Genomic DNA, 1839 nt, shown 5'->3' on the forward strand with positions numbered 1-1839 from the left:
CGCACAGGGCGATGACGTCTACAACGATGCTGGCCAGATCAGCCTTGGCATCAACTCGGCGGTAGACGCCACTGGTGCGACCTTCGAGAACCTGCAACTGGGCGGCAACGCTTCGGTTCAAGTGACCGACACCACCGACGAAGTAGTGGCCAAGCTGACCGCGACCCCGTCGGTCACCGAAGGCGGCGAGATCACTTACACCATCACGCTGACCAACAAAGACGGTCTGCCAATCAACAACCACTCGGAGCTGTACTTCAAGCTGACCGACGGCACCACCGTCGTCGTGGCAGCCAACAGCACCACCGGTTCGGCCACTGCAACCGCCCCGGACAACGTCTATGTCGGCACCAACGCGCCGGTGGTCAATGCTATCGACGCGGTCAGCGGCGCAGATGCGTGGAAGTTCGAAAACCTGAACCTGGACAAGACTCCAGTCAGCACCGAGGTGACCGACGAGCCTGGCACCCCAGGCAACGAAGGCGATATCGTCAAAGTCACTATTACTGCTGACCAAACTTCGGTGGCCGAGAACGTCAAACCGACCTTCACCGTACACGTCAACCAGCCGCTGGCCCACGACCTGGTCGTGACCCTGAGCAACAACGCCCAGGTCACCATCAAGGCCGGCGAGACCAGCGCGCCTTACACCCACGACGCGCAAGGCGATGACGTCTACCAGGACGCTGGCCAGATCAGCCTGGGCATCAACTCGGCAGTAGACGCCACTGGTGCTGCGTTCGAGAACCTGCAACTGGGCGGCAACGCTTCGGTTCAAGTGACCGACACCCTCGACGAAGTCGTGGCGAAGCTGACCGCGACCCCTTCGGTGACCGAAGGCGGCGAGATCACCTACACCGTCACGCTGACCAACAAAGACGGCCTGCCGATCAACAACCACTCGGAGCTGTACTTCAAGCTGACCGACGGCACCACTGTCGTCGTGGCAGCCAACAGCACCACCGGTTCGGCCACTGTAGCCGCCCCGGACAACGTCTATGTCGGCACCAACGCGCCGGTGGTCAATGCCATCGACGCGGTCAGCGGCGCAGATGCGTGGAAGTTCGAAAACCTGAACCTGGACAAGACCCCGGTCAGCACCGAGGTCACCGACGAGCCAGGCACTCCAGGCAGCGAAGGCGACATCGTCAAGGTCACCATCACAGCCGACCAGACTTCGGTAGCCGAGAACGTCAAACCAACCTTCACTGTGCACGTCAACCAGCCGCTGGCCCACGACCTGGTCGTGACCCTGAGCAACAATGCCCAGGTCACCATCAAGGCCGGTGAGACCAGCGCGCCGTACACCCACGACGCGCAAGGCGATGACGTCTACCAGGACGCTGGCCAGATCAGTCTGGGCATCACGTCCGCTGTGGATGTAGACGGTCACACCTTTGAGAACCTGGAACTGGGTGGTGCTGCTTCGGTTCAAGTGACCGACACCCTCGACGAAGTCGTGGCCAAGCTGACTGCCACCCCTTCGGTGACCGAAGGCGGCGAGATCACCTACACCATCACGCTGACCAACAAAGACGGTCTGCCGATCAACAACCACTCGGAGCTGTACTTTAAGCTGACCGACGGCACCACCGTCGTCGTGGCAGCCAACAGCACCACCGGTTCGGCGACTGCAACTGCCCCGGACAACGTCTATGTCGGCACTAACCAGCCGGTGGTCAATGCCATCGACGCCGTCAGCGGCGCAGATGCATGGAAGTTCGAAAACCTGAACCTGGACAAGACTCCAGTCAGCACCGAGGTGACCGACGAGCCTGGCACCCCAGGCAACGAAGGCGACATCGTCAAAGTCACTATTACTGCTGACCAGACTTCGGT

Annotated in this window: 1 protein-coding gene; it reads left to right on the forward strand. The window is 61.1% G+C overall.

Annotation, left to right across the window (positions count from 1 at the left end; all coding sequences use genetic code 11):
- The coding region (locus tag ACF8FG_RS13485; protein WP_392518858.1) for an immunoglobulin-like domain-containing protein at nucleotides 1-1839 on the forward strand (1839 nt) is incomplete at both ends.

The sequence above is a fragment of the Pseudomonas sp. YQ_6 genome (assembly GCF_043103245.1).
GTDB classification, from domain to species: domain Bacteria; phylum Pseudomonadota; class Gammaproteobacteria; order Pseudomonadales; family Pseudomonadaceae; genus Aquipseudomonas; species Aquipseudomonas alloputida.